This is a genomic window from Escherichia sp. HH091_1A (assembly GCF_030295175.1).
Classification (GTDB): Bacteria; Pseudomonadota; Gammaproteobacteria; order Enterobacterales; family Enterobacteriaceae; genus Escherichia; species Escherichia coli_F.
Genome location: NZ_AP025747.1, coordinates 2,012,555 through 2,031,494, shown reverse-complemented (window position 1 = coordinate 2,031,494; position 18,940 = coordinate 2,012,555). Strand labels below are relative to the sequence as shown.

The following is an 18,940-nucleotide window of genomic DNA, read 5'->3' as shown; positions in this document are numbered from 1 at the left end:
CTGGTTTACACTTATTCAGGAATGCACAATGAACGGAGGTCCTATGAAACGTTTTAGTCTGGCTATTCTGGCGCTGGTTGTTGCTACCGGCGCGCAAGCTGCCAGTGAAAAAGTCGAGATGAACCTCGTCACGTCGCAAGGGGTTGGGCAGTCAATTGGTAGCGTCACCATTACTGAAACCGATAAAGGTCTGGAGTTTTCGCCCGATCTGAAAGCATTACCCCCCGGTGAACATGGCTTCCATATTCATGCCAAAGGAAGCTGCCAGCCAGCTACCAAAGATGGCAAAGCCACAGCGGCGGAATCCGCAGGCGGGCATCTTGATCCACAAAATACCGGTAAACATGAAGGGCCAGAAGGTGCTGGGCACTTAGGCGATCTGCCTGCGCTGGTTGTCAATAATGACGGGAAAGCTACCGATGCCGTCATCGCGCCTCGTCTGAAATCACTGGATCAAGTCAAAGATAAAGCGCTGATGATCCACGTTGGTGGCGATAATATGTCCGATCAACCTAAACCGCTGGGCGGTGGCGGTGAACGCTATGCCTGCGGTGTAATTAAGTAATTAAGAGGCCAGCGTACCTTGCGGCGGTGCTTGCTCAAGTTGCGAAAGCGAGCAGTACAGCCGCCAGACAATTGCCGCCAGGTCCTGGGCGGCAGGTTGATGATGACGGGCAAGGCTGTCGCAAATCCGCTGTAATTCTGCAAGTGTGGCCGCCAGTGATTTTTGCTGAACGCCACGCTCACTCATCACTCCACGTAACAATGAAATACAGTTATCCCGTACTCGCGATAACGGATCGGAACGCGATTCCCATTCGCGCAATTGCCAGACAACATGAGAACAGTTCAACAACACCACCCCCCAGCGTAATAACCAACGGCGAGCCAGCGCATCCTGGCTGTTACTTAACTGACTGACGTGATGATAAGTGAGTGATTCAAAATCGCTTTCACTCAGTGTTGGATGGCGGCTTAGTTGGTCGACAAAATCCCGGCGCAGTGCGCGAATATGACGACGGCTTTTACGAGCATCCGACCCAGGTCGCAGAATGGCGAACGCTAGCCACGCCAGCGCTACGCCAACAATTTTTGCCAGATTATCATTAAGAAAATCAGCGAAATCATACACCGGAGGATTAGTGACAGCGATAAACGACCCCATAAATACAATCAGTTGTCCCCAAAGCGCGGCAAATTTGGGCATCTGCAATTTAAGAAGCTGCATTGTCGCCAGTAGTGGGAAGAGAAACAGTAAAAATTGCCACAGATCGCTAATCTGAACCATCAGGCCAAATTTGACCGCAAAGCTAAATAGCGAAAGTAACACTAGCGTGCGCATTAGCAGTGACAAGGACTTAAACGGTGCCGCGACGGCGGAGTAGAGTACGCAGCTAATTGCGGCCAGCGTTAATGCATTGGCACCGGCATCCCATTGTGAAGCGATACTCCATGCGCCAATTATCATCAATGTACAAAATGTTCGTAGTCCGCTCCACATAGCTTCGGCGTTATCGGTATGACGTGCCAGGCCGGATGTCCGTGGGAGTTTGGCATGATCATCTACGCCGCTTTGCAGACGATGTAATTCCTGACTGCTTTGCAGATAAAGATGGCAAAAATAGCGTAGTCGCTGCCAGAAGGCGACGTGCCGGTAGTCGGCGACGTTGGTCGGGCGTAGCGGGGCAATAATACGTGCGACGGTGTAAACATCTGTTTGCGAACTGGCGAGCGCCGTCAGCAACTGTTCGAGAATTTCTCGTGTGGCACCTGGCGGTGAGGGCCAGTTGAGCAACATACGTCGCAGGCTGGAAATGACGCTGGTCATACGTAATTGCTGGTGGAGCAGCGCATTAAGGCGCGCGTTTTGCTGGCGAAAACGATAGTGGCTCCAGAAAGCCTGGATACGCAGCAAATTCATGGTCAGTATCTGCCCAATCACCCCCTCATGTGCTGCACGAATGGCATCGGTTGTTTCAGGCTGCCAGAGTAAACTGGCATGTTCCAGCAATCGGGCGTGCATGTTTTTCAATGCGGTTAAAAGGGCTGTAGCATCGGAACTGCTCGGCAGGATCATCATCATCATGCCGCCGCACAAAATACCGACAATCACCTCGCAAACGCGCGCCTGAGCGATATCCCACAGCTGGCTGGCCTCAGTAATATTAACCATCGGAAAGGCGATGATGGAAGCCGTGTAGCCCGCCAGTTGAAATGCATACGCGACGTTATTCGTGAAGTGCGCACAGGCCCAGGTACAAAAGCCAATCCATGCTGACATACTCAATAGAAAAAACCACGGCTCGTTGAGCGTATGTCCGGCAAGAAGCAATGCCGCGATGGCTCCCAGCAAACTACCCGCGATGCGTCCGAGGCTTTTGCTGATCACACCGCCAACGGTGGGAAAGCTAACCACGGCAGCCGAGGTCATCGCCCAATAGGGCTCATCAAGATTCAAATAATAGGCAATCGTCAGCGCCAGACACATGGCAATGGTATTGCGTAACGCATAACGCCATTGCGCCAGCGTGGCCCTGAACCAGGGCAAATTGCGCAAGGACCATGACGATGCGTTCATTATTCACCTACGGCAATGCTACAGGTGGTGCCCGACACCAGCGTGACATCGCCTGGGACTTTGTCCAGCGCAAAGCGGACCGGAACACGTTGGGCGAGGCGAACCCAGGGGACGTTAGGTTTCACATCCGGAATAAGGCTTGAGTCACTTTCAACGCTCTGATCATAAATCGCCCGACCGATACTGGAAACGTGACCCTGTAACGTTTTGTTATCACTATAAAGGGTAATTTGTGCTGGTGCCCCTTCGCGGATATGGCGCAACTTGGTTTCTTCAAAATAACCAATGACGTAAAACGAGTGGCTATCGACAAGAGCAAACAGCGGTTTCCCGGTGTCAGCGTAATCGCCGATGCGGGTAGTAAGATTAGTCACCCATCCGCTCACCGGGGCGCGAATTTCCGTTTGCGCCAGTTGCCATTGTGCCTGTTTCAACGTCGCCTGTGCGGCATCAACACTGGCCTGCATCGCTTTAACATTGAGGTTAGCGGTATCGAGTTCTTCGGCAGAAATAAAATTTTGTGAGAGATGACGACGACGATTCGCTTCGTTATTGGCTTTTGCGAGGTCAGATTGCGCTTTCGCCAGCTGAGCCTGTGCGTTCAGCTCGGCGATCTGAAAGGGCGTTTTATCGATCGTGAGCAGAAGATCCCCCGCGTTAACCAGCTGGTTGTCTTTTATATTCAGCTCAACAATACGTCCCGACACCTGTGGGGTGATAGAAACCTGTTCTGCGCGTATTTTCCCGTCGCGTGTCCACGGAGATTGCATGTAATAATTCCACAGCCACCATCCGGCAAGAACCGCAACTACCGCTACAATGATTGTTGAGAAATACTTAATTGTTTTAATTGACATAGTTACCACGCAATCAGTATTGCCAGGGAAAGGCAAACGCAAATCGCAAACAGCGATAAATCCATTAACAAGGGATGCCAGATGTCACCGGCGTAGATCCAGCCACGAAGCAGGCGGTGTACGACAAGCCAGATGACGAATCCAAACGCGAAGGCTTTGAAAAACGGAGGAAAGTAGACGGACGCACCGAACACCAGATCTTGTAAGGGCAATCCTGTTGCATTGAGCATAAACTTCACAAAGTAGATTCCTTTACGACCGAATATATTGCGTTAGATTAATAAATATTCTTTAAGTGCGAAAAATTTACGCGCAATTTCTGAAAAGTATGTCTGACGGTAACCAAATGCAGCAATACATTTGTTTTAGCAATACAATTGCTGCACACTATTCTAAAAGCCGCATAATATCTTAGCAAGCTAATTATAAGGAGATGAAATTGGAATCGCCACTAGGTTCTGATCTGGCACGGTTGGTGCGCATATGGCGTGCTCTGATAGACCATCGCCTGAAACCGCTGGAGTTAACACAAACCCATTGGGTTACGTTACACAATATCCATCAGTTACCTCCAGACCAGTCGCAAATTCAACTGGCAAAAGCGATTGGCATCGAGCAGCCATCACTGGTCCGTACTCTGGACCAACTGGAAGAAAAAGGGTTAATTTCGCGTCAAACTTGTGCCAGCGATCGTCGGGCTAAACGTATTAAACTGACGGAAAAGGCAGAGCCGCTGATCAGCGAAATGGAAGCTGTTATTAACAAAACCCGCGCGGAAATTTTACATGGCATCTCCGCAGAGGAACTGGAACAACTGATTAAGCTCATCGCAAAACTTGAGCATAATATCATTGAGTTACAGGCCAAAGGGTGAAATAAAGGGGGCGTGTGGTCAGTAACCTGACCACACGCAAACTTATTTAGCGCGGGGAAACGGTCACCTGACTGCCATTGCTGGCCAGTACGACACGTTGGCCCGGAGAGAAACGAGTGTTGCCTTGTTTCTGTACCACCATGATGGTATTACCATCGTCTTTACGAATTTCCAGCTCGACACCCTGCGTTTTGTTCATTGCACTCTGTACGCCCTGACCGGCTACGCCACCTGCAACAGCGCCTGCTGCAGTAGCCAGAGAACGCCCGGTTCCGCCACCAACAGTATTCCCCAGGAAACCACCAAGAACAGCACCGCCAATTGCGCCGATAACGTTGGAATCATCACCGCCCTGAATCTGTACCGGACGTACGTTAACGATGGTGCCATAGCTGACATTCTGTACTTGTTTCGCTTCAGAAGCGGTATAAACATCCCCTGACAGGGTGTCGTTATTAACACAACCGACAAGAGACAGACCTACCATTGAAACAACCAATACGCGTTTAATCATTGAAAAATCTCCTGTTCACCATGAAACGCCACGCAAGCATCCCTCATGGTCAAAGTATATGGCATATGTGAATCCATGGTTACATGTTCTACCAAATATGAGCAAATCATAATGAAAGTAGGATCAACCAATTATAAACAAAACATTCATGATGATTATTGATTTGAAGATAATGTTTTACTACCAACGGTAAAAATCGGTCATTCCGCATAGTATTCACGAAAAGTTTATGTTTGAGTGGTGCGCAAACGTCAGATTGAAAAAGGATGAACTATGAAATCGGGCCGCTTTATTGGCGTTATGTCAGGCACCAGCCTTGATGGTGTTGATGTTGTGTTGGCGACAATTGATGAACACCGGGTCGCACAGCTGGCAAGTTTGAGCTGGCCGATCCCGGTGTCTCTGAAACAGGCTGTACTGGATATTTGCCAGGGCCAGCAGCTTACACTTTCGCAGTTTGGACAGCTTGATACTCAACTCGGGCGACTTTTTGCTGATGCGGTCAATGCCTTGCTTAAGGAACAAAACCTGCAGGCGAGAGATATCGTTGCGATCGGCTGTCACGGTCAAACCGTCTGGCATGAACCGACGGGCGTGGCACCACACACTTTACAGATTGGCGATAACAATCAAATTGTGGCACGCACCGGAATTACGGTTGTCGGTGATTTTCGCCGTCGCGATATTGCCTTGGGAGGACAAGGCGCACCGCTGGTACCTGCGTTCCATCATGCGCTGCTGGCCCACCCAACCGAGCGACGAATGGTGCTCAATATTGGTGGCATCGCCAATCTGTCACTGCTCATTCCTGGGCAGCCGGTAGGGGGCTACGATACCGGCCCTGGTAACATGCTGATGGATGCCTGGATCTGGCGTCAGGCAGGTAAACCTTACGATAAAGATGCCGAGTGGGCACGGGCGGGTAAAGTCATTCTCCCACTGCTGCAAAATATGCTCAGCGACCCATATTTCTCGCAACCCGCACCGAAAAGCACCGGACGCGAATACTTTAACTACGGCTGGCTGGAGCGCCATTTGCGCCATTTTCCGGGTGTTGATCCCCGAGATGTACAGGCGACACTGGCAGAACTCACCGCCGTGACCATTTCTGAACAAGTTTTGTTGAGCGGTGGCTGCGAACGATTGATGGTATGTGGTGGAGGAAGTCGTAATCCGCTACTCATGGCGCGTCTGGCGGCATTACTGCCAGGCAGAGAAGTCACCACCACCGATGCCGTTGGCATTAGTGGCGATGACATGGAAGCATTGGCTTTCGCCTGGCTTGCCTGGCGGACGCTGGCGGGATTACCAGGAAATCTGCCTTCCGTCACTGGCGCAAGCCAGGAGACGGTACTGGGGGCTATTTTCCCCGCTAACCCGTGATATCAGAGTTAACTGAATTTTTCTTACCGCGTCTGCCGTTACACTTGGAACGTTAGGGAGGGCGTATTGCCCTCCAGACCAGGAAAGTCTTCGGGATATGTCTATGAAAAAACTGTTACTGATCTGTTTGCCGGTCCTTCTCACCGGCTGTAGCGCGTTCAATCAACTGGTTGAGCGCATGCAAACTGATACGCTGGAATACCAGTGTGATGAAAAACCGTTGACGGTCAAACTGAATAATCCGCGCCAGGAAGTCAGTTTTGTTTACGATAATCAACTACTGCATCTCAAACAGGGCATTTCTGCGTCTGGTGCACGTTACACCGACGGGATCTATGTTTTATGGTCGAAAGGCGAGGAAGCGACTGTCTATAAACGCGACCGCATCGTCTTGAATAACTGTCAGTTACAAAATCCACAGCGTTGAGATTTTTCCAGGGGCGGCGCACAATAGCGTCACCCACTGACAATCCGTAAAGAAAACCATGTCTGATAACGACGAATTGCAGCAAATCGCGCATCTGCGCCGTGAATACACCAAAGGCGGATTACGCCGCCGCGATCTTCCCGCCGATCCATTAACCCTTTTTGAACGCTGGCTCTCTCAGGCGTGTGAAGCCAAACTGGCGGACCCTACCGCGATGGTGGTCGCTACCGTGGATGAACATGGTCAGCCTTATCAGCGCATCGTTTTACTCAAACATTACGACGAAAAAGGCATGGTGTTTTACACCAACCTCGGCAGCCGTAAAGCTCATCAAATCGAAAATAATCCGCGCGTTAGCCTGCTGTTCCCGTGGCATACCCTTGAGCGCCAGGTGATGGTGATCGGTAAAGCGGAACGACTTTCGACTCTCGAAGTGATGAAATATTTTCATAGTCGCCCCCGTGATAGCCAGATTGGTGCATGGGTTTCGAAGCAGTCCAGTCGCATTTCTGCCCGCGGTATCCTTGAAAGTAAATTCCTGGAGCTGAAGCAGAAGTTTCAACAGGGCGAAGTGCCATTGCCGAGTTTTTGGGGCGGTTTTCGCGTCAGCCTTGAACAGATTGAGTTCTGGCAGGGCGGTGAGCATCGCCTGCATGACCGCTTTTTGTACCAGCGTGAAAATGATGCGTGGAAGATTGATCGTCTTGCCCCCTGAAAAGATGCAAAAATCTTGCTTTAATCGCTGGTACTCCTGATTCTGGCACTTTATTCTATGTCTCTTTCGCATCTGGCGAAAAGTCGTGTACCGGCAAAGGTGCAGTCGTTATATACATGGAGATTTTGATGGCAAGCAGTAACTTGATTAAACAATTGCAAGAGCGGGGGCTGGTAGCCCAGGTGACGGACGAGGAAGCGTTAGCAGAGCGACTGGCGCAAGGCCCGATCGCGCTCTATTGCGGCTTCGATCCTACCGCTGACAGCTTGCATTTGGGGCATCTTGTTCCATTGTTATGCCTGAAACGCTTCCAGCAGGCGGGCCACAAGCCGGTTGCGCTGGTAGGCGGCGCGACGGGTCTGATTGGCGACCCGAGCTTCAAAGCTGCCGAGCGTAAGCTGAACACCGAAGAAACTGTTCAGGAGTGGGTGGACAAAATCCGCAAGCAGGTTGCCCCGTTCCTCGATTTCGACTGTGGAGAAAACTCTGCTATCGCGGCGAACAACTATGACTGGTTCGGCAATATGAATGTGTTGACCTTCCTGCGCGATATTGGCAAACACTTCTCCGTCAACCAGATGATCAACAAAGAAGCGGTTAAGCAGCGTCTCAACCGTGAAGATCAGGGGATTTCGTTCACCGAGTTTTCCTACAACCTGTTGCAGGGTTATGACTTCGCCTGTCTGAACAAACAGTACGGTGTCGTGCTGCAAATCGGGGGTTCTGACCAGTGGGGTAACATCACTTCTGGTATCGACCTGACCCGTCGTCTGCATCAGAATCAGGTGTTTGGCCTGACCGTTCCGCTGATCACCAAAGCAGACGGCACCAAATTTGGTAAAACTGAAGGCGGCGCAGTCTGGTTGGATCCGAAGAAAACCAGCCCGTACAAATTCTACCAGTTCTGGATCAACACTGCGGATGCGGACGTTTACCGCTTCCTGAAGTTCTTCACCTTCATGAGCATTGAAGAGATCAATGCCCTCGAAGAAGAAGATAAAAACAGCGGTAAAGCTCCGCGCGCTCAGTATGTTCTGGCGGAGCAGGTGACACGTTTGGTGCACGGTGAAGAAGGTTTGCAGGCAGCAAAACGTATTACCGAATGTCTGTTCAGTGGTTCCTTGAGTGCGCTGAGTGAAGCGGACTTCGAACAGCTGGCGCAGGACGGCGTACCGATGGTTGAGATGGAAAAAGGTGCAGACCTGATGCAGGCGCTGGTCGATTCCGAACTGCAACCTTCCCGTGGTCAGGCGCGCAAAACTATCGCCTCCAATGCCATCACCATTAACGGTGAAAAACAGTCTGATCCTGAATACTTCTTTAAAGAAGAAGATCGTCTGTTTGGTCGTTTTACCTTACTGCGTCGTGGCAAAAAGAATTATTGTCTGATTTGCTGGAAATAATGCATTAAGTGGAAAGGGGGAGTGAGAAATCACTCCCCCTGGTTTTTATACAGGGAACATGATGAAAAATATTCTCGCTATCCAGTCTCACGTTGTTTATGGTCATGCGGGTAACAGTGCGGCAGAGTTTCCGATGCGCCGCCTGGGCGCGAACGTCTGGCCGTTGAACACCGTTCAATTTTCTAATCACACTCAATACGGCAAATGGACTGGCTGCGTGATGCAGCCCAGCCATTTAACCGAAATTGTGCAAGGCATTGCCGCCATTGATAAATTACACACCTGTGATGCCGTATTAAGTGGCTATCTGGGTTCGGCGGAGCAGGGTGAACATATCCTCGGTATCGTTCGTCAGGTGAAAGCAGCGAATCCGCAGGCGAAATATTTTTGCGATCCGGTAATGGGTCATCCGGAAAAAGGCTGTATCGTTGCACCGGGTGTCGCAGAGTTTCATGTGCGTCACGGTTTGCCTGCCAGCGATATCATTGCGCCGAATCTGGTTGAGCTGGAGATACTCTGTGAGCATCCGGTAAATAACGTCGAAGAAGCGGTTCTGGCAGCGCGTGAACTCATTGCGCAAGGGCCACAAATTGTGTTGGTTAAACACCTGGCGCGGGCTGGCTACAGCCGTGACCGTTTTGAAATGCTGCTGGTTACCGCCGATGAAGCCTGGCATATCAGCCGTCCGTTGGTGGATTTTGGTATGCGCCAACCGGTAGGTGTCGGTGATGTGACGAGCGGTTTACTGCTGGTGAAACTGCTTCAGGGGGCAACGTTGCAGGAGGCCCTGGAACATGTGACCGCTGCGGTATACGAAATCATGGTGACCACCAAAGCAATGCAGGAATATGAGCTGCAGGTGGTTGCTGCTCAGGATCGTATTGCCAAACCAGAACATTATTTCAGCGCAACAAAGCTCTGAAATATCTCATTTCGGCCCACAACGACCTGTGGGCCGATGGCTATTACTTTAAGCCTTCCGCTGACAGCGCGTCTTGTACTTCCGGACGTTCAGCCATACGTTGCATAAATGCCGCGATGTGCTCTAAACCTTCCAGATTCAGTTTCACCGCGTATGCCCAGCGCAGAACCGTAAACAGATAGGCATCAGCAATTGTAAATCGTTGCCCGCAGATCCAGTGCTCATCCTTCAGTGCATCGTTCACATATTGCAGCTTCTTCTCCAGCTGCGCGCGAACTGTCGGTTTGTACTCTTCCGGTGTATCAGGGCGAAACAGAGGCGTGAAACCTTTATGCAGCTCGGTGGCGATGTAATTCAGCCATTCGATGGTTTTATAGCGGGAAATACTGTTTACCGGTGCCAGCAACTGGCGGTCGGGGACGCTGTCGGCAAGATACTGCATAATTGCTACGCCTTCCGTCAGCAAAGTACCATCGTCCAGCAGCAATGCAGGCACCTGTCCCTTAGGGTTAACGGCAAAGTAATCGTCACCGTTTTCGAGACGTTTTTTCATTAAATCCACACTGACGAGCGTAAAATCCTTTCCGCTCTCACGCAGGGTGATATGGGAAGCGAGAGAGCAGGCGCCCGGTTTGTAGAACAATTTCATCGGTAACTCCTTTTGTCTGTGGTTTAAAGTATGGTAGTGCGTTGCTGAACAAAAAAAAAGCCGCTAACGAAAAGTTAGCGGCTTGTAAAAGAGTTTCCCTGAATTTTACGCTACAGCAGCTTTCGCCGCTTTGTCTGCAGCGTCATCCTGCGTCATGCGGTGCAGTTTCGGCGCGGTCAGCAGCATCAGTACTGCAATAACGGCAGTAGCGACACCAATCTGCAAGAATACGCGACCATAGACTTCCAGTGACATCAGTGGATCGGTAACGTTATCCGGCACAGCCATCATACCCGCAACATAACCACCAATCAGGTTTGCACCGGCAGTGGTCAGGAACCAGCTACCCATAATGAAGCCCATCAGACGCTGCGGAACGAGTTGTGCAACCATTGCCAGACCCAGACCAGAGATCATCAGTTCCCCGATACTCTGCAGGCCATAGCTTGCGACCAGCCAGCTTACAGACACGATACCTGCGTCAGACGCGAATTTTGCACCCAGCGGCAGAATCAGGAACGCACCAGAACACATCACCATACCGATTGCAAACTTAGTTGGCATCGGCAGGGTATCGCCCATCTTGTTATAGATAGCGGCCAGAATCGGGCTACCAATGATGATCCAGAACGGGTTCAGTGCCTGATACTGCTCAGGTTCTACGGCCAGGCCCAGAATGGTGTGTTCAACGTTACGAATCGCAAAGAAGTTCAGTGACGTTGGCATCTGGCTGTACAGCACGAAGAAGATAATGGCTTCGAGCATCAGGATGAAGGCAACGATCATTTTACGACGCGCAGCACCTTTCATTGCGAAGGCTTCTTTACCGAAGATAACCACGATACCAAAGGCAACAACGCCCAGCGCCATACGCGCAACTTCCTGATTGTGCAGCAGCCAGGTGGCGATAGCGATCAGTGCCACAACACCAATAATGGTCAGCAGCAGGTTACGGTAGTTGATAGGCTCGAAGTCTGGTTTTGAACCGTACTGTTTAACCCAGCGTTGGCAGAAGGCGAAGTTAACGATAGTGATCAGCAGACCGACTACGCTCAACGCAAACGCAACACTCCAGCCGTATTTCGCGGCCAGCCACGGGGTGGCGATCATAGAGAAGAAAGAGCCGATGTTGACGGACATGTAGTACATGGTGAATGCACCGTCCAGACGCGGGTCGTTTTTCTCATAGCATGTAGAAAGCAGAGAAGACGGGTTAGCTTTAAACAGGCCGTTACCGACCGCAATAGCCGCCATACCCATATAAACGATACCGGCGTCGTGACCAGACCAGGCAACCAGAGCATAACCAATCGCCAGCACAATAGCGCCAAGCATAATTACGCGTTTAGTACCCAGTACCTTGTCACCTAACCAGCCGCCGATAGCGACCAGACCATAAACCAGGGCACTAAAGGAAGAGAAAAGGGTGATTGAATCCGCTTCAGACATACCCAGTTGTTTAACCAGGTAAACAGCCATAATTCCTTGTAGGCCGTAATAACCAAAACGTTCCCATAACTCAATCGAGAAGATGAGATAGAACGCCTTCGGTTGTTTGAAAGCGTTCAAACTGACGCTTTCAGTTGGTTTTTGGTTTGCAGTGGACACTTTTACCTCTTTTTTTACATCCCATATTAACGGGGGTGCTTTCTCGCGTTATGCCTAAAAAACATACGCGCAATTGTTATAGTGGGAGGGGAAACGGCAGGTAATGTTCACTATCTTGCACTTTCAGACAAGTCCTTTGTAATAATCTGTTACATATAACTGAGGCGGGGAATTCAACCATTCAGGGAAATGTTATCCAGCGTTAAATTTTTCAAAAAACGTAACGGCAGATTTTTTCACTACCCTGAGAGGGGGATGATGGCTTAACGGCGATATGTTCTGCTATTTAGCGTTTTTCCTAGTGATATAGTCCAGTTTGAGAAAAATAGCCAGTGTAATGTTTTGTAGGTCAATATTTGTTGCGTGTGTAAATTTAAATGATTTTAACCTAGTTCTTGCAATGTTTTTACATTGCCACAGCATCGTGATCTTGATCACGAATGAATAGAAAATTTCGCTATTAAAAAAACAATTAACCTGCATTTTTGGTTATCCGCAAACGGATTACCTGATGATAACGCTAAGCAATGGCATCATTGACGTTAAAAAGATGTTTTAAAAGAGGATAAAGAAAGGTTATCAATGGGGTAATCGGTGTTACCCCTTTTCTTCAGATGTCAACTTTCTCTTTGTATTCACAAAGATCTTCAATAATACAAGAGCCACAGCGAGGCTTGCGGGCAATACAGGTATAACGCCCGTGCAGGATCAACCAATGGTGGCAGTCGACTTTAAACTCTGCCGGAACCACTTTCAGTAGCTTTTCTTCTACCTGTTCGACGTTTTTCCCCGGCGCAAATTGAGTACGATTACAAACGCGGAAAATGTGCGTGTCGACAGCAATAGTCGGCCAGCCGAATGCAGTGTTTAATACGACGTTGGCTGTTTTACGACCTACACCAGGCAGGGCTTCAAGTGCAGCTCGATCTTCCGGAACCTCGCCGTTATGCTGTTCCAGTAAGATACGGCAGGTCTTAATGATATTTTCTGCTTTGCTGTTATAAAGGCCAATAGTTTTGATATAGCTTTTCACCCCTTCGACGCCCAGCTCAAGCATCGCTGCAGGCGTATTAGCCACCGGGTAGAGTTTCGCCGTCGCCTTATTAACACTGACATCGGTCGCCTGAGCGGAAAGTAGTACGGCAATCAGCAATTCAAAAGGCGAACTGAAATTAAGCTCGGTGGTGGGATGAGGATTGTTCTCACGCAGGCGAGTGAGGATCTCCAGGCGTTTTGCTTTGTTCATCAGACATTCCCTGTTTCACCGTTTGGCAATGCACGTTCGGCAGCTGCTTCAGTACGGCTCTTTTTCATTCTTTCATCAATCAGGTATTTCCCTGCCAGCATCAGTCCCAGGCCAATAAATGCACCTGGTGGCAGCATCGCCAGCAGGAAAGGGGAGTCGGTGTGGAAAATCTCCACGCGTAATACTTTTGCCCAGCTACCTAACAGCGCATCTGCACCGTCAAACAACGTGCCATTGCCGATTATTTCGCGTAGTGAACCCAGCACGAACATGGCGCAGGTTGCGCCCATACCAATTGAAAAACCATCCAGTGCCGAAAGTGCCGGACCTTTTTTAGCAGCGAAGGCTTCAGCGCGGCCCACAACGATACAGTTAGTGACAATCAGCGGAATAAAAATCCCTAACGATTGATACAGACCAAAGGCGTAGGCGTTGATCAGCATCTGTACAGCGCTGACCACCGAGGCGATGATCATCACGTAAATGGGAATGCGGATCTCGGCTGGCGTCCAGTGACGCAGCGTCGAAATGGTCAAGTTGGTCAGCGTCAGTACCAGCGTAGTCGCAAGTCCTAAACCCAGAGCGTTAGTGGCAGTGGACGTGACCGCCAATAGCGGACAGAGGCCGAGCAGCTGGACCAGCGCAGAGTTGTTTTTCCACAACCCCTGAACAATAACGTCTTTAATTTCGCTCACGGTTTATTCTCCACAGGCAGGAAGTTGAGAAAGTTGTGACGGTAACGTCTGAGCGTACAATCCGGCGCGTTTTACCGCATTAACCACCGCGCGGGGAGTAATCGTAGCGCCGGTGAACTGGTCGAAATCACCACCATCTTTCTTCACCGCCCAGTGCGCATCATCCGCACCACTGATTTTTTTACCCGCAAAATGGGTGATCCAGTCAGAAAGGCGCAGTTCGATTTTATCGCCAAGCCCTGGCGTTTCGTGGTGCTCTGTCACGCGCGTGCCAAGTACCGTGCCGTTAAAATCGGCTCCCACCAGCAGCTGAATCGCACCGGAATAGCCATCTGGCGCGGTTGTTTCCAGAACGGCGGCTACCGGTTTGTCATCCTGTTTGGCGATGTAAACCCGATGCTCACCTTTACCTAACTCTGGCGCAGTTACCAGATAGCAACTCTGTGCCAGCGCATTGTTATAGCGTTCGGCTGGCAGCACCTGATCAAATAACGCCTTTTGTTGCAGACTGGCCTGTTCAGCAATCGTCGTTTTGGTCATCTGGTTGATGGCCGCAGTTAACCCTGTTGAACCCGCTGCAAATAGTGCCAGTGTAATGCCGTGTTTTCGGATAGTTTTCAGCATGGTTTACCCTTTGCGATGGCCGTAGACGCGCGGACGCGTGTAGTAATCGATCAGAGGAACCGTGATGTTCGCCAGCAGGACGGCAAAAGCCACGCCGTCAGGATAGCCGCCGAAACTGCGGATCAACCAGACTAATAAGCCCGCCAGCGCGCCGAAAATAAGACGACCACGATTGGTCGTAGAAGCGGTAACCGGGTCAGTCAAAATAAAGAATGCGCCGAGCATGGTCGCTCCAGACAGCAGATGAATTTGTGGTGCTGCCAGTGTTTCTGGTGAGAACAACCAGCCCAACGTTGCGCATAACGCCAGCGTTACTAAGAAGCTGAGGGGAATATGCCAGCGAATCGCTTTCTGCCACAGCAACCATACGCCGCCAGCCAGCCAGGCGAGATTTACCCATTGCCAGCCTGCACCCGCGAGAATACCGCTGTAGATAGGATATTGCATAATCTGTTCAACCGAATGACCGGCACGGACAGAGGTTTTGAATGTATCCAGCGGTGTTGCCTGACTTATGCCATCAATACCTAAGCGTAGTGTGTTCATATCATTGCCACTGGTGGTATGACCGCTGAAAATAACCTGTACGGCGTCGATAAAACCAGGGATGTTGACCGCAATTTCATGCGGCGGTAACCAGCTGGTCATCTGCACCGGGAAGGAGATCAGTAAGACCACATAACCAATCATTGCCGGATTAAACGGGTTTTGCCCCAGACCGCCATACAACTGTTTAGCGATGATCACCGCAAACACCGTACCCAGTACGACCATCCACCATGGCGCGAGGGGGGGAATACTTACCGCCAGCAATAAGCCTGTCAGCAATGCTGAGTTATCTTTCAACGTTGCGGCTACTGATTGCTTGCGTAGTTTGAGTACGAGAGCTTCGGCTAACAGAGCACTGACCGACGCCAACAGGATCTGAACGAGAGTACCCCAACCAAAAAACCACAGTTGCGCTGCGATTCCTGGCACGGCTGCGAGCAACACCAACAGCATAATGCGCGATGTTTGGCGCTGGTTATGGGTATAAGGGGAGCTAGCTATTCTGAATACCATTTAGTCCTCGTTTACAACCTTTTGCTGGGCGGCTTTTTTGGCCTGAACGCGGGCAATAGCCGCGGCAACTGCCGCTTTGCGCGGATCAACCTGTTCTTCTGGTACCGCATTAGCCTGTTGCTGTTCCAGCTTGCGTGCTTTGGCACGGGCAATAGCCGCTTCGACGGCAGCTTTGCGCGGATCAACCTGTTCTTCTGGCTCCGCATTAGCCTGTTGCTGTTCCAGTTTGCGCGCTTTGGCACGGGCAATAGCGGCTTCGACGGCAGCTTTGCGCGGATCGACCTGTTGTTCTGGTTCCGCATTAGCCTGTTGCTGTTCCAGCTTGCGTGCTTTGGCACGGGCAATAGCGGCTTCGACGGCGGCTTTGCGCGGATCGACCTGTTGTTCTGGCTCTGCGTTAGCCTGTTGCTGTTCCAGCTTGCGTGCTTTGGCACGGGCAATAGCGGCTTCGACGGCGGCTTTGCGCGGATCGACCTGTTCTTCTGGTTCCGCATTAGCTTGTTGCTGTTCCAGCTTGCGCGCTTTGGCGCGGGCGATAGCGGCTTCAACTGCGGTTTTACGTGGATCAGCAACGGTTGCTGCGTCGTTAGTTTGCTGCAGTTCTGCCTGTTTCGCTCTGGCTTGCGCTTTACGGGCTTCCCGTGCTGCAATAATTGCACTGTTATCCGGGCGTTCGCCCGCTTTAATCACAATAGGCTGTGTAGCCTGGGCCTGTTTCTCTTTCACCCGCGCCAGAGCGGCAGCAATCGCATCTTTATCTTTGGCTGCAGGTTGAACGGCTGCGCTCTTATGTCGTTCAAGGCGAGCCGCTTTTTCGCGCTCCAGACGAGCCTGGCGCGCTTCGAAACGCGCTTTGGCTTCTGCGGCGCGCTTTTCTTCCTGACGAATAGCCGCAATTTCAGCTTTTTCCTGACGGAAATATTGCACCAGGGGAATATTGCTCGGGCAAACCCACGCGCAAGCCCCACATTCAATGCAGTCGGCAATGTTATGCGTGGTGGCTTTATCGTGTTGCTGACCTTTGCTGAACCAGTACAACTGTTGCGGCAAAAGATCCGCAGGGCAGGCGTCAGCACAGGCGCTACAACGGATGCAATTTTGTTCTTCCTGTGGTTCGCCAAGCTCATTGGCAGAGGGAGCCAACAGACAGTTGGTAATCTTTACGACCGGGACATCCAGCCATGGCAAGGTAAAGCCCATTAGCGGGCCGCCCATAATCACCATTTGATCGGCAGAGGGGCAGAATCCGGCATCATTCAATAAATGACGCACTGGCGTACCCAGCCGTGCCCAGACGTTGCCCGGGCGTGCGATTGCTTCGCCAGTCAGGGTCACGACACGCTCGGTAATCGGTTCGCCATCGATAACGGCACGTTTCACTGCATAAGCAGTGCCGACGTTTTGCATTAATACGCCGATATCGGATGAACGCCCGCCATGTGGAACCTGCTTCCCGGTCAGAATGTAGGTTAATTGTTTAGCACCGCCAGAAGGATATTTGGTTGGAATCACCCGCAGAGAAATATCGTGAGAGTCCGCCAGCACCGCTCGCAGCATGGAAATCGCCTGCGGTTTGTTATCTTCAATGCCGATAAGAATTTCGCGTGGCTGCAGAATATGCGCAAGAATGCGAATACCCTCTACGACCTGAGCCGCGCAATCCTGCATCAAGCGGTCATCGGCGGTAATGTACGGCTCGCACTCAGCAGCGTTGATAATCAACGTTTCAATCTTATCTCCGCCGCCCTGCAATTTAACGCCTGTCGGGAATCCCGCACCACCCAGCCCGGCAACACCAAACTGATGAATGCGCTCGATTAACTCTTCGCGACTGCGAGAGCGATAATCGTCCCAGCCGTCGCGCGGGATCCAGCAGTCTTCGCCATCGGCATCAATAATCACGCTTAATTCAGCTAAAGCTGAAGGATGAGCCGTAGAGTGGGGCGCAATAGCCGTAACGGTACCCGAGGTGGGCGCGTGAACTGGCAGCATTTTGCCGCGTCCACGGGTAAGCGGCTGGCCGCGCAATACTTTATCACCGACGCTAACGCACAACTCACCTTCAGCGCCAATATGTTGTTTCAGTGGTATGACAAAACGCTGCGCCAGTGGTACCTGGCGCAGGGGCGTACCGTTGGACTGGGTTTTCATCTCCGGTGGATGGATGCCGCCGTTGAAATCCCAGATTTTATTTTTTCTGAATGCAGAGAATAACTTAAGCATGGTGTTCCACGGGAATGATACGCACGGGAATGGTGTTCAGATCCCATTTCCAGGAGTCAGGTGTTTCTGCAACCGGTTGCAACGAGATGCAGTGCGTCGGGCACGGGTCAACACATAAATTGCAGCCCGTACAGAGATCACTCATTACCGTATGCATGGCGCGGGTAGCGCCAACGATGGCGTCTACCGGACACGCCTGAATACATTTAGTGCAGCCAATACAGTTATTTTCATCAATAACCGCCACCATCCGCGCAGGCGTTAGCTCTTGCGCTTCGCCATCCAGCGGCTGTGGCTCGACATTAAGCAACTCAGCAATTTTTAGCATCACAGCTTCGCCCCCTGGGGCGCAGCGGTTAATTTTTTCACCGTTACAGCTGATGGCTTCCGCGTAGGGGCGACAGCCGGGATAACCGCATTGACCACACTGGCTCTGCGGTAAGATTTCGTCAATTTTCTCAACGACCGGATCGTCTTCCACCGCAAAACGGCGGGAGGCATAACCCAGAATGGCGCCAAACGCCAGGCCCAGCAGGCTCACGGCGGCAACGGCAATCCAGATAGCATTCATTACAACTTCACCAAACCACTAAAGCCCATAAAGGCCAGAGACATAAGACCTGCGGTAATTAACGCAATGGCATTACCGCGAAAAGGTGCCGGGACATCAGCCACAGCAAGGCGTTCGCGGATGGCGGCGAAGAGCACCATCACCAGCGAGAAACCGACAGCGGCGGAAAAACCGTACAGCGCCGACTGCAAGAAATAGTGCCCGAGATTGATATTCAGCAACGCCACGCCGAGCACTGCACAGTTGGTGGTGATAAGCGGCAAAAAAATCCCCAGCAGACGGTAAAGCACTGGGCTGGTTTTGCGCACCACCATCTCGGTGAACTGCACAACCACAGCAATCACCAGAATAAACGCCAGGGTGCGCAGGTAAATCAGATTAAGCGGGATCAAAATCCACGTATCGATAAGCCAGGCGCAAATAGACGCCAGCGTCATCACAAACGTTGTTGCCAGCCCCATGCCCATCGCGGTTTCCAGCTTTTTGGAAACCCCCATAAACGGACAGAGGCCGAGAAACTTGACCAGTACAAAGTTATTGACCAGTACAGTTCCGACAAACAGTAACAGGTAGTCAGTCATTTTTCGGC

Annotated in this window: 20 protein-coding genes; 7 read left to right on the top strand and 13 right to left on the bottom strand. The window is 51.1% G+C overall.

Annotation, left to right across the window (positions count from 1 at the left end; all coding sequences use genetic code 11):
- Positions 1-43 precede the first annotated feature (43 nt).
- Entirely contained in the window at positions 44-565 is a 522-nt protein-coding gene (sodC, locus tag QUF14_RS10095) for a superoxide dismutase [Cu-Zn] SodC (RefSeq protein ID WP_001353183.1), read from the top strand.
- On the opposite strand, the gene QUF14_RS10090 is transcribed toward sodC, so the two are convergent.
- From QUF14_RS10090 to QUF14_RS10080, 3 genes are read right to left on the bottom strand one after another with little or no spacing between them, the layout of a single operon-like run.
- Positions 566-2,578, bottom strand: a complete 2,013-nt coding sequence (locus QUF14_RS10090) for an FUSC family protein (RefSeq protein ID WP_100733781.1) — start codon at positions 2,576-2,578, stop codon at positions 566-568.
- The gene (locus QUF14_RS10085; RefSeq protein WP_024212231.1) at positions 2,578-3,435 is read right to left on the bottom strand and encodes an efflux RND transporter periplasmic adaptor subunit; all 858 of its coding nucleotides are present in this window, start codon (positions 3,433-3,435) and stop codon (positions 2,578-2,580) included. Before QUF14_RS10085 ends, QUF14_RS10090 begins: the two co-directional genes overlap by 1 nt.
- Positions 3,436-3,437: 2 nt before the next feature.
- Positions 3,438-3,674 (bottom strand): DUF1656 domain-containing protein, encoded by a 237-nt coding sequence (locus tag QUF14_RS10080; protein WP_000670999.1) that lies wholly within the window; start codon positions 3,672-3,674, stop codon positions 3,438-3,440.
- 200 nt (positions 3,675-3,874) lie between these two features.
- On the opposite strand from QUF14_RS10080, the gene slyA reads away from it, so the two are divergent.
- Entirely contained in the window at positions 3,875-4,309 is a 435-nt protein-coding gene (gene slyA / locus QUF14_RS10075; protein WP_000445640.1) for a transcriptional regulator SlyA, read from the top strand.
- 46 nt (positions 4,310-4,355) lie between these two features.
- Here slyA and slyB read toward each other — a convergent pair whose 3' ends face one another.
- The gene (gene slyB / locus QUF14_RS10070; RefSeq protein ID WP_000597196.1) at positions 4,356-4,823 is read right to left on the bottom strand and encodes an outer membrane lipoprotein SlyB; all 468 of its coding nucleotides are present in this window, start codon (positions 4,821-4,823) and stop codon (positions 4,356-4,358) included.
- A 273-nt stretch (positions 4,824-5,096) separates the two neighbouring features.
- Between slyB and anmK the strand changes: the two genes are divergently transcribed.
- The 5 genes from anmK to pdxY all read left to right on the top strand — a co-directional run bounded on the left by anmK (position 5,097) and on the right by pdxY (position 9,673).
- On the top strand, positions 5,097-6,206 hold the full coding sequence (gene anmK / locus QUF14_RS10065; RefSeq protein WP_000835073.1) for an anhydro-N-acetylmuramic acid kinase: 1,110 nt from the start codon (positions 5,097-5,099) through the stop codon (positions 6,204-6,206).
- 97 nt (positions 6,207-6,303) lie between these two features.
- On the top strand, positions 6,304-6,633 hold the full coding sequence (gene mliC / locus QUF14_RS10060; protein WP_000061977.1) for a C-type lysozyme inhibitor: 330 nt from the start codon (positions 6,304-6,306) through the stop codon (positions 6,631-6,633).
- Between the two features lie 58 nt (positions 6,634-6,691).
- Positions 6,692-7,348 (top strand): pyridoxamine 5'-phosphate oxidase, encoded by a 657-nt coding sequence (gene pdxH / locus QUF14_RS10055; RefSeq protein WP_001282319.1) that lies wholly within the window; start codon positions 6,692-6,694, stop codon positions 7,346-7,348.
- A 128-nt stretch (positions 7,349-7,476) separates the two neighbouring features.
- Positions 7,477-8,751 (top strand): tyrosine--tRNA ligase, encoded by a 1,275-nt coding sequence (gene tyrS, locus QUF14_RS10050; protein ID WP_001295400.1) that lies wholly within the window; start codon positions 7,477-7,479, stop codon positions 8,749-8,751.
- Positions 8,752-8,812: 61 nt separating this feature from the next.
- Positions 8,813-9,673 (top strand): pyridoxal kinase PdxY, encoded by an 861-nt coding sequence (pdxY, locus tag QUF14_RS10045; RefSeq protein WP_001354695.1) that lies wholly within the window; start codon positions 8,813-8,815, stop codon positions 9,671-9,673.
- A gap of 43 nt (positions 9,674-9,716) precedes the next feature.
- Here the strand turns inward: pdxY and gstA are convergent, their stop codons facing one another.
- The 9 genes from gstA to rsxA all read right to left on the bottom strand — a co-directional run bounded on the left by gstA (position 9,717) and on the right by rsxA (position 18,932).
- Positions 9,717-10,322, bottom strand: coding sequence for a glutathione transferase GstA (gene gstA / locus QUF14_RS10040; protein ID WP_000765742.1), 606 nt, complete (start codon positions 10,320-10,322; stop codon positions 9,717-9,719).
- Positions 10,323-10,427: 105 nt separating this feature from the next.
- Positions 10,428-11,930 (bottom strand): dipeptide/tripeptide permease DtpA, encoded by a 1,503-nt coding sequence (dtpA, locus tag QUF14_RS10035; protein WP_000100942.1) that lies wholly within the window; start codon positions 11,928-11,930, stop codon positions 10,428-10,430.
- Positions 11,931-12,540: 610 nt separating this feature from the next.
- The gene (gene nth, locus QUF14_RS10030) at positions 12,541-13,176 is read right to left on the bottom strand and encodes an endonuclease III (protein WP_001030334.1); all 636 of its coding nucleotides are present in this window, start codon (positions 13,174-13,176) and stop codon (positions 12,541-12,543) included.
- On the bottom strand, positions 13,176-13,871 hold the full coding sequence (gene rsxE / locus QUF14_RS10025; protein ID WP_100733780.1) for an electron transport complex subunit RsxE: 696 nt from the start codon (positions 13,869-13,871) through the stop codon (positions 13,176-13,178). Before rsxE ends, nth begins: the two co-directional genes overlap by 1 nt.
- Positions 13,872-13,874: 3 nt before the next feature.
- On the bottom strand, positions 13,875-14,495 hold the full coding sequence (gene rsxG / locus QUF14_RS10020; protein WP_000920799.1) for an electron transport complex subunit RsxG: 621 nt from the start codon (positions 14,493-14,495) through the stop codon (positions 13,875-13,877).
- A gap of 3 nt (positions 14,496-14,498) precedes the next feature.
- Positions 14,499-15,557 carry an electron transport complex subunit RsxD gene (rsxD, locus tag QUF14_RS10015; RefSeq protein WP_000231942.1) on the bottom strand — a complete coding sequence of 353 codons (1,059 nt, stop codon included), beginning with the start codon at positions 15,555-15,557 and terminating at the stop codon, positions 14,499-14,501.
- A complete protein-coding gene (rsxC, locus tag QUF14_RS10010) occupies positions 15,558-17,780 on the bottom strand; it encodes an electron transport complex subunit RsxC (RefSeq protein ID WP_100733779.1) in 2,223 nt (740 codons plus the stop codon).
- Positions 17,773-18,351 carry an electron transport complex subunit RsxB gene (gene rsxB / locus QUF14_RS10005; protein ID WP_000991809.1) on the bottom strand — a complete coding sequence of 193 codons (579 nt, stop codon included), beginning with the start codon at positions 18,349-18,351 and terminating at the stop codon, positions 17,773-17,775. Before rsxB ends, rsxC begins: the two co-directional genes overlap by 8 nt.
- Positions 18,351-18,932 carry an electron transport complex subunit RsxA gene (gene rsxA, locus QUF14_RS10000; protein WP_100733778.1) on the bottom strand — a complete coding sequence of 194 codons (582 nt, stop codon included), beginning with the start codon at positions 18,930-18,932 and terminating at the stop codon, positions 18,351-18,353. The genes rsxB and rsxA overlap by 1 nt, the downstream gene beginning before the upstream one ends.
- Positions 18,933-18,940: the final 8 nt, after the last annotated feature.

Excerpts from the sequence above, each read along its gene's own strand:
- rsxG (WP_000920799.1), bottom strand. The coding sequence starts at position 14,495 with ATGCTGAAAACTATCCGAAAACACGGCATTACACTGGCACTATTTGCA.
- tyrS (WP_001295400.1), top strand. The coding sequence starts at position 7,477 with ATGGCAAGCAGTAACTTGATTAAACAATTGCAAGAGCGGGGGCTGGTA.
- rsxA (WP_100733778.1), bottom strand. The coding sequence starts at position 18,932 with ATGACTGACTACCTGTTACTGTTTGTCGGAACTGTACTGGTCAATAAC.
- rsxB (WP_000991809.1), bottom strand. The coding sequence starts at position 18,351 with ATGAATGCTATCTGGATTGCCGTTGCCGCCGTGAGCCTGCTGGGCCTG.
- anmK (WP_000835073.1), top strand. The coding sequence starts at position 5,097 with ATGAAATCGGGCCGCTTTATTGGCGTTATGTCAGGCACCAGCCTTGAT.
- mliC (WP_000061977.1), top strand. The coding sequence starts at position 6,304 with ATGTCTATGAAAAAACTGTTACTGATCTGTTTGCCGGTCCTTCTCACC.
- QUF14_RS10085 (WP_024212231.1), bottom strand. The coding sequence starts at position 3,435 with ATGTCAATTAAAACAATTAAGTATTTCTCAACAATCATTGTAGCGGTA.
- pdxY (WP_001354695.1), top strand. The coding sequence starts at position 8,813 with ATGAAAAATATTCTCGCTATCCAGTCTCACGTTGTTTATGGTCATGCG.
- QUF14_RS10090 (WP_100733781.1), bottom strand. The coding sequence starts at position 2,578 with ATGAACGCATCGTCATGGTCCTTGCGCAATTTGCCCTGGTTCAGGGCC.
- sodC (WP_001353183.1), top strand. The coding sequence starts at position 44 with ATGAAACGTTTTAGTCTGGCTATTCTGGCGCTGGTTGTTGCTACCGGC.
- rsxD (WP_000231942.1), bottom strand. The coding sequence starts at position 15,557 with ATGGTATTCAGAATAGCTAGCTCCCCTTATACCCATAACCAGCGCCAA.
- rsxC (WP_100733779.1), bottom strand. The coding sequence starts at position 17,780 with ATGCTTAAGTTATTCTCTGCATTCAGAAAAAATAAAATCTGGGATTTC.
- pdxH (WP_001282319.1), top strand. The coding sequence starts at position 6,692 with ATGTCTGATAACGACGAATTGCAGCAAATCGCGCATCTGCGCCGTGAA.
- gstA (WP_000765742.1), bottom strand. The coding sequence starts at position 10,322 with ATGAAATTGTTCTACAAACCGGGCGCCTGCTCTCTCGCTTCCCATATC.
- slyB (WP_000597196.1), bottom strand. The coding sequence starts at position 4,823 with ATGATTAAACGCGTATTGGTTGTTTCAATGGTAGGTCTGTCTCTTGTC.
- nth (WP_001030334.1), bottom strand. The coding sequence starts at position 13,176 with ATGAACAAAGCAAAACGCCTGGAGATCCTCACTCGCCTGCGTGAGAAC.